This is a genomic window from Kitasatospora sp. NPDC007106 (assembly GCF_040634455.1).
In the GTDB taxonomy this organism is placed as follows: Bacteria; Actinomycetota; Actinomycetes; order Streptomycetales; family Streptomycetaceae; genus Kitasatospora; species Kitasatospora arboriphila.
Genome location: NZ_JBEYFP010000322.1, coordinates 1 through 6,629, shown reverse-complemented (window position 1 = coordinate 6,629; position 6,629 = coordinate 1). Strand labels below are relative to the sequence as shown.

The 6,629-nt window shown below is 76.0% G+C and carries 7 protein-coding genes and 1 pseudogene; 7 read left to right on the top strand and 1 reads right to left on the bottom strand.

What is annotated here, in order from left to right; translation table 11 throughout:
- Positions 1–637, bottom strand: a 637-nt coding sequence (locus ABZ641_RS22160; protein ID WP_359984195.1) for a hypothetical protein, incomplete at its 3' end; no start/stop codon positions are given.
- Between the two features lie 244 nt (positions 638–881).
- On the opposite strand from ABZ641_RS22160, the gene ABZ641_RS22155 reads away from it, so the two are divergent.
- The 7 genes and pseudogenes from ABZ641_RS22155 to ABZ641_RS22125 form a co-directional block, all read left to right on the top strand.
- Positions 882–1,847, top strand: coding sequence for an alpha/beta hydrolase (locus ABZ641_RS22155; RefSeq protein WP_344627521.1), 966 nt, complete (start codon positions 882–884; stop codon positions 1,845–1,847).
- Positions 1,844–2,713, top strand: a complete 870-nt coding sequence (locus ABZ641_RS22150) for a fused MFS/spermidine synthase (protein WP_359984191.1) — start codon at positions 1,844–1,846, stop codon at positions 2,711–2,713. Before ABZ641_RS22155 ends, ABZ641_RS22150 begins: the two co-directional genes overlap by 4 nt.
- 127 nt (positions 2,714–2,840) lie before the next feature.
- Positions 2,841–3,716 carry a class I SAM-dependent methyltransferase gene (locus ABZ641_RS22145; protein ID WP_344627519.1) on the top strand — a complete coding sequence of 292 codons (876 nt, stop codon included), beginning with the start codon at positions 2,841–2,843 and terminating at the stop codon, positions 3,714–3,716.
- 119 nt (positions 3,717–3,835) lie between these two features.
- The gene (locus ABZ641_RS22140; protein WP_359984188.1) at positions 3,836–4,567 is read left to right on the top strand and encodes a DedA family protein; all 732 of its coding nucleotides are present in this window, start codon (positions 3,836–3,838) and stop codon (positions 4,565–4,567) included.
- A 59-nt stretch (positions 4,568–4,626) separates the two neighbouring features.
- Positions 4,627–5,295, top strand: a complete 669-nt coding sequence (locus ABZ641_RS22135; protein WP_344627517.1) for an O-methyltransferase — start codon at positions 4,627–4,629, stop codon at positions 5,293–5,295.
- 51 nt (positions 5,296–5,346) lie between these two features.
- Positions 5,347–6,261 carry a Gfo/Idh/MocA family oxidoreductase gene (locus ABZ641_RS22130; RefSeq protein WP_359984185.1) on the top strand — a complete coding sequence of 305 codons (915 nt, stop codon included), beginning with the start codon at positions 5,347–5,349 and terminating at the stop codon, positions 6,259–6,261.
- A gap of 158 nt (positions 6,262–6,419) precedes the next feature.
- Positions 6,420–6,629, top strand: a pseudogene (locus tag ABZ641_RS22125) (GNAT family N-acetyltransferase); the annotation flags it as partial.

Genomic DNA, 6,629 nt, shown 5'->3' with positions numbered 1-6,629 from the left:
CCAGCGAGGTCACCCCGCCGGCCGCCAGCGCCGCCCGGTAACGGTCCGTCAGCATCGCCAGCTCCAGCCCGGCCACCGGCGACCCCGGCGGGGCCGCGTCCCGCACCGCCGCCACGAAGTCCAGCACCTGCCCGTGCGAACCGCACTCCTCCGGCGACAGGTAGCGCAGCATCTCCAGGTGCGCGACCCGGTTCCAGGCGTCCCGCGCACCGATCTCCCGGCACAGCGGGTACATCTCCTGCTCCGGACGCCGCAGCAACCGGTGCACCGCCAGCAGCGCCACCCACGGCGCCGGGTCGTCCGGGCGCATCTCGGCCGCCCGGCGGCACCGGTCCACCGTGCCCTGCGGATCCTCCAGCGCCCCCGCCAGCCGGGCCTGCGCCACGTCCACCCAGGCGTGCAGCACCAGCGCGTCCGCCTCCTGCGGCCGCTGCCGCCGCCACACCCGCGCCAGCGCCGGGGACGCCACCTGGGCCAGCACCGCCAGCCGGTGCGTACGGCGGTCCCAGTCCCGGCCGGCGTCCCGCAGCACCTGCTCCACCAACCCCGCCGACAGGTCCAGCTGGCCCTGCAACTGCGGCCCGGACAGCTGCCGCCGGACCCGGCCGAGTTCGGCGTCGTCGAGCTCAGGAGCCAAGCGCGGTGCGGTACTTCGGCGTCGTCCAAAGATCGGCATGCCCCCGGAGGCTAGCGAAAGGGGCACCCCGCCCACAAAAGCCCGGCGGCACCCCGCGGGCCGCTCCGTGCCACGCCCGGCTGCTCGGTGTACGCCCTGATCAGGGGCGGTGCGCGGCCCGTCCGACGGGCTGCCCGCCCACCGGGGGCTACCGGGCGGTATGGTCGGGCTCGGAGACCGACCACGAGGGGAACGGGGAAGCGGCATGGACTTCCGGACGGACATCCTGGGCGAGCCGTACGAGGCCGTCGAGCTGCCGCTCGCCGACGACGAGGAGGGCGCCGTCAGCGCGACCCTGGTGCGCCGCCTGGTGCCCGGGTCGACGCGCGCCGTGCTCTACGTGCACGGCTACGTCGACTACTTCTTCCAGACCCACCTCGCCGACCACTACACCGCGGCCGGCTACTCCTTCTACGCCCTCGACCTGCGCAAGTACGGCCGGTCGCTGCGCCCCCACCAGTCGCCCAACTTCGTCCGCGACCTCGGCGCCTACGACGAGGAGCTCGACGAGGCGGTGCGCGTGATCCGCGAGGTCGACGGCCACACCCAGCTGCTCGTCAACGGCCACTCCACCGGCGGCCTGGTCACCGCGCTCTGGGCCGACCGCCGCGCCGGCCGCGGCCTGGTCGACGCGCTCTTCCTCAACAGCCCGTTCCTCTCCATGCCCGCCGCGGCCGCCGTCCGCACCCTCGGCGCCCCCGCCGTCGAGGCCCTCGGCCGGGTCGCCGGCCTGCGCAAGCTGCCCGCCCCGCTCAACCCGCACTACGTGCACAGCCTGCACCGCGCCCACAAGGGCAGCTGGGAGTTCGACCTCTCCCTCAAGCCCGCCGAGGGTTTCCCGCTCTACGCCGGCTGGCTCGCCGCCATCCAGCGCGGCCACCGCGCCGTCCGCCGCGGCCTCGCCGTCGACTGCCCCGTCCTGCTGATGGCCTCCACCGCCTCCACCGTCACCAACCGCTGGGACGACGCCCTGCGCACCACCGACGGCGTGCTGCGCGCCGACGACATCGCCGCGCTCGGCCCCCGCCTCGGCCGCAACGTCACCGTCCTGCGGATCGAGGGCGGCGTGCACGACCTCGTCCTCTCCGGCGAGCAGGCCCGCGACCAGGTCTTCACCGAACTCGACCGCTGGCTCGCCGCCTACCTGCCCGCGCCGGTCGCCGCCGCATGACCCACCACGAGCAGCCGGGCCAGCCCGAGGACGAACCGCTCCCCGTCCACCGGGAGACCGCCCTCGGCACCGCCCGGCTCCTGCCCGACATCGACCGGCCGCAGGCCTGGCTGCTCACCCTCGACGGCACCCCGCAGTCCTACGTCGACCTCGCCGACCCCACCCACCTCGAATTCGAGTACACCCGGCGGATCGGCCACCTCGCCGACACGATCGCCCCCGCCGGGCAGCCGCTCGACGCCCTCCACCTCGGCGGCGGCGCGCTCACCCTGCCCCGCTACCTCGCCGCCACCCGCCCCGGCTCCCGGCAGCACGTCGTCGAGGCCGACGGCCCGCTCGTCGACCTCGTCGCCGACCGCCTGCCCTGGCCGGACGGCATCCGGGTGACCGTCGGCGACGCCCGCACCGCCCTCGCCGCCGCCCCGCCCGGCGCCGCCGACCTCGTCGTCGCCGACGTCTTCCACGGCTCCCGCACCCCCGCCCACCTCACCTCCGTCGAGTTCGTCGCCCTCGCCGCCGCGGCCCTGCGCCCCGGCGGCTGCTACGCCGCCAACCTCGCCGACGGCCCGCCGCTCGCCTTCGCCGCCGCCCAGGCCGCGACCCTGCGCGCCGTCTTCCCGCACACCTGCCTCGCCGCCGGACCCGCCGTGCTCCGCGGCCGCCGTTACGGCAACGTCCTGCTGATCGGCTCCACCGCCCCGCTGCCCACCGCCGAACTCGCCCGGCGCCTCGCCGGCGACCCCTTCCCCGCCCGGCTCGCCGACGGCCCCGACCTGGACGCCCTCACCGGCACCGCCCGCCCCGTCCACGACACCCACGCCGTCGACTCCCCGCCACCCCCCGACGGCGCCTTCAGCGTCGGCTGACCACCGGCCGCCGCCCCGACCCCGCCGCCCGCCCACGGCGCGTTCAGCGCCGGACGGACCACCGGGCGGGGCAGAATGCCAAGCCGGGCCCGGCGACCGCCGCCGGACCGCCGGAGGGAGCCGCACGATGACGGGCCAGCAGCCGCAGAAGATCGGCGCCGCCCTGGGCGCGGTCCCCGAGACCGCCCTGTGGACGCTCTACCACCGGGCCGTCGAGGCCCGCCGGTGGGACACCGTGCTGCCCGACCCGCGGGCCGTCGAACTCGTCGAACGGATCGACTACCCCTTCGAGGAGCGCTTCGGCCCCGACGGCGGCGTCATCGGCCAGATCCAGGCCCTGCGGGTCCGCGCCTTCGACCGCGAGGTCGCCGACTTCCTCGTCCGCTGCCCCCGCGGCACCGTCGTCTGCCTCGGCGAGGGCCTGGAGACCCAGTACTGGCGGGTCGACAACGGCCGCGCCCAGTGGCTCTCCGTCGACCTGCCCGAGGCCGTCGCCCTGCGCGAACGCCTGCTGCCCCCCGCACCCCGGCAGCGGCTGCTCGCCTGCTCCGCCACCGACCCGGCCTGGACCGACGAGGTCGACCCCACCCACGGCGTGCTCATCACCGCCCAGGGCCTCCTGATGTACCTGCGGCCCACCGAGGTCCGCGACCTCATCGCCCGCTGCGCCGAACGCTTCCCCGACGGCACCTTCGTCTTCGACGCCGTACCCCGCTGGTTCAGCCGCGCCGCCTCGCAGGGCAAGCTCCACGACCGCGGCTACACCGCCCCGCCGATGCCCTGGGGCATGGACGCCGACGAGCAGTGGAAGCTCGCCACCGCACACCCCGCGGTCGCCGAGATCCGCGACGTGCTGCCGACCGGCGGCCGCGGCCCGGTCGGCGCACTGCTGCCCTACGCGGCCCGGCTGCCCGTCCTGGGCGCGTTCAGGCCGTCGGTGGTGGCACTGCGCTTCTCCGCGCGGGCCGGCCGTGGCGGGGCCGCGGGAACTGCCGTCCGATGATCGGCGTATAAGGTAAAGGCCGGGTCAACCCGTTACCCTGCCCTGAGGGCGCCGGGCGCGCCCGCGGCCCAGCCAGTCCGGCCGAGACGCGGTCTCGTCCCGCCACGGAGGTACCCGCCTTGCACATCGACCAGTGGATCGAGAGCGTCCCGCCGACCTCGGTGTACGCCCTCGTCGCCCTGATCATCGGCCTGGAGAGCCTGGGCATCCCGCTGCCCGGCGAGATCGCGCTCGTCTCGGCCTCGCTGCTGTCGGCCCGCGGCGTGGTCAGCCCCTGGTGGGTGGCGGCCTGCGCGATCGCCGGCGCGGTGATCGGCGACTCCATCGGGTACTCCATCGGCCGCCGCGGCGGCAAACCGCTGTTCGAGAAGCTCGGCCGGCGCTTCCCCAAGCACTTCGGGCCCGACCACCTCGCCACCGCCGAACGCTCCTTCCAGAAGTGGGGCATGTGGGCGGTCTTCTTCGGCCGGTTCATCGCCCTGCTGCGGATCTTCGCCGGCCCGCTCGCGGGCGCCCTGCGGATGCCGTACTGGAAGTTCCTGATCGCCAACGTGCTCGGCGGCATCGCCTGGGCCGGCGGCACCACCCTGCTGATCTACCAGGTCGGCAAGGTCGCCGAGCACTGGCTGAAGAGCTTCTCCTGGGCCGGCCTCGTGGTGGCCGCCCTCGCCGGCGCCGGCTCCGCCTGGCTGGTCAAGCGCAGGGCCGCCAAGGCCCGGGCCGAACACCCCGAGCAGTCCGGCGGCAAGAGCCTCCCCGAGGGCGCCACCGGCACGCCCGCACCCGCCGCCCTGGCCGCCGGGAACCCGGCCCCGGTGACCGCCGCCGCGGCCGAGCCCGCCGCCGACTGACCGTCAGCTCCGTCGGCTAGGCTCGGCACGCGTACACCGACGACGGACCGGGAGACGGCGTGAGCCAGCAGCAGTGGACAGCGGTCGACGACTACTTCACCGACGTCCTGATCGGCGACGACCCGGTGCTGGACGCGGCCCAGCAGGCCGCCGACAAGGCCGGACTGCCCCGGATCGCCGTCTCCGCACCCCAGGGCAAGCAGCTCCAGCTGCTCGCCGAGACGCTCGGCGCCCGCCGCATCCTGGAGGTCGGCACCCTCGGCGGATACAGTGCCATCTGGATGGCCCGCGCCCTGCCCGCCGGCGGCCGGCTCGTCACCCTGGAGATCGACCCGGTGCACGCCGAGGTCGCCCGCGACAACCTCGCGAACGCCGGGTTCGCGGAGGTCGCCGAGGTCCGCCTCGGCCCCGCCGCGGACACCCTGCAGCAGCTCGCCGACGAGGGCACCGACCCCTTCGACCTGGTCTTCATCGACGCCGACAAGCCCGGCAACCCGGTCTACTTCGCCTGGGCGCTGCGCCTCACCCGGCCCGGCTCGCTGATCGTCGTCGACAACACCGTCCGAGGCGGCAAGGTCGCCGAGGCCGACTCCACCGACCCCGCCGTGCTCGGCGTCCGCCGCCTCCACGACGCGATCGCCGCCGAGCCGCGGGTCTCCGCCACCTCGATCCAGACCGTCGGCTCCAAGGGCTACGACGGCTTCACCCTGATCCGCGTCCGGGCCTGACCGCCCCGGCCCGGCGAGCGACCCACACACCGAGAAAGCACAGGGAACACCATGCGGATAGGACTGCTCGGCACCGGCCCCTGGGCGCGCGGCGTGCACGCACCCGCACTGGCCGGCCACCCCGGCGTCGAGTTCGCCGGCGTGTGGGGCCGCCGGCCCGAGGCCGCCGCCGAGATCGCCGCCGAGCACGGCGTCCCGGCCTACGAGGACGCCGACAAGCTGATCGCCGACGTCGACGCGATCGCCGTCGCGCTCGCCCCGCAGGCCCAGGCCGAGCTGGCGCTGCGCGCCGCCGAGGCCGGCCGGCACCTGCTGCTGGACAAGCCCGTCGCGCTCACCGTGCCGCAGGCCCGACGGATCGCCGACACCGTCGCCGCCGGCCGGCTCGCCTCGGTCGTCTTCTTCACGCTCCGGTTCGGCGGCGAACGCGTCGGGTGGCTCGCCGAGCAGGCCGCCCGGGACGGCTGGTTCACCGCCCGCTGCGACTGGCTCGGCGCCGTCTTCACCACCGACAGCCCCTACGCCGCCTCACCCTGGCGGCGCGAGAAGGGCGCCCTGTGGGACATCGGCCCGCACGCCCTGTCACTGCTGCTGCCCGTCCTCGGCGACGCCGCCACCGTGACCGCGGCCGCCGGGCCCGCCGACACCGTGCACCTGGTGATCGGGCACGCCGGCGGCGCGTCCAGCAGCACGACGGTCAGCCTCACCGCACCCCCGCAGGCCGCCGGCGTGGCGCTCGAACTGCGCGGCGAGGCCGGCGTGCACCGCCTCCCCGAGGCGGGCGTCCCGCCCGTGGAGGCCTTCGGCCACGCCGTCGACGGACTGCTCGCCGCCGCGCGGAGCGGCACGCCGCACCCCTGCGACGCAGCCTTCGGCCTGCGCGTGGTCGAGATCCTCGCCGCAGCCGAACAGTCCCTCACCGAGCGCGCCACCGTCCCGCTGCAGCCCCTCCCCGCCTCCCCGTAGCCCCCGATCACCGAGGCCTGACCTCGGGCGCTGCGTTGATGCACCATCGGGATGTGCTCGGGAGCGACCGCGCCCCCGGCCGCGCGCGCCCACCCGCCGTCGGGGCACCACCCGCGCACCCCGACGCCCTTTCCGTGCGCACACCCCCGCATGGCACGATGGCAGGGACCAGCCCGCCGCCGACCCCGGAGCAGCCCGTGCAGCCCGAACCCGCCTTCCGCGCCGCCGGACCGGCCGACGTACCCGCCGTCGTCGCCCTGGTCGAGTCCGCCTACCGCGGGGAGGCCAGCCGGGCCGGCTGGACCACCGAGGCCGACCTGCTCGACGGGCAGCGCACCGACGAGGCCGGCGTCGCCGAGGTCGTCGCC

Bases quoted from the DNA above. Each gene is read 5' to 3' on its own strand.
- ABZ641_RS22145 (WP_344627519.1), top strand. From the start codon at position 2,841: ATGACGGGCCAGCAGCCGCAGAAGATCGGCGCCGCCCTGGGCGCGGTC.
- ABZ641_RS22150 (WP_359984191.1), top strand. From the start codon at position 1,844: ATGACCCACCACGAGCAGCCGGGCCAGCCCGAGGACGAACCGCTCCCC.
- ABZ641_RS22155 (WP_344627521.1), top strand. From the start codon at position 882: ATGGACTTCCGGACGGACATCCTGGGCGAGCCGTACGAGGCCGTCGAG.
- ABZ641_RS22130 (WP_359984185.1), top strand. From the start codon at position 5,347: ATGCGGATAGGACTGCTCGGCACCGGCCCCTGGGCGCGCGGCGTGCAC.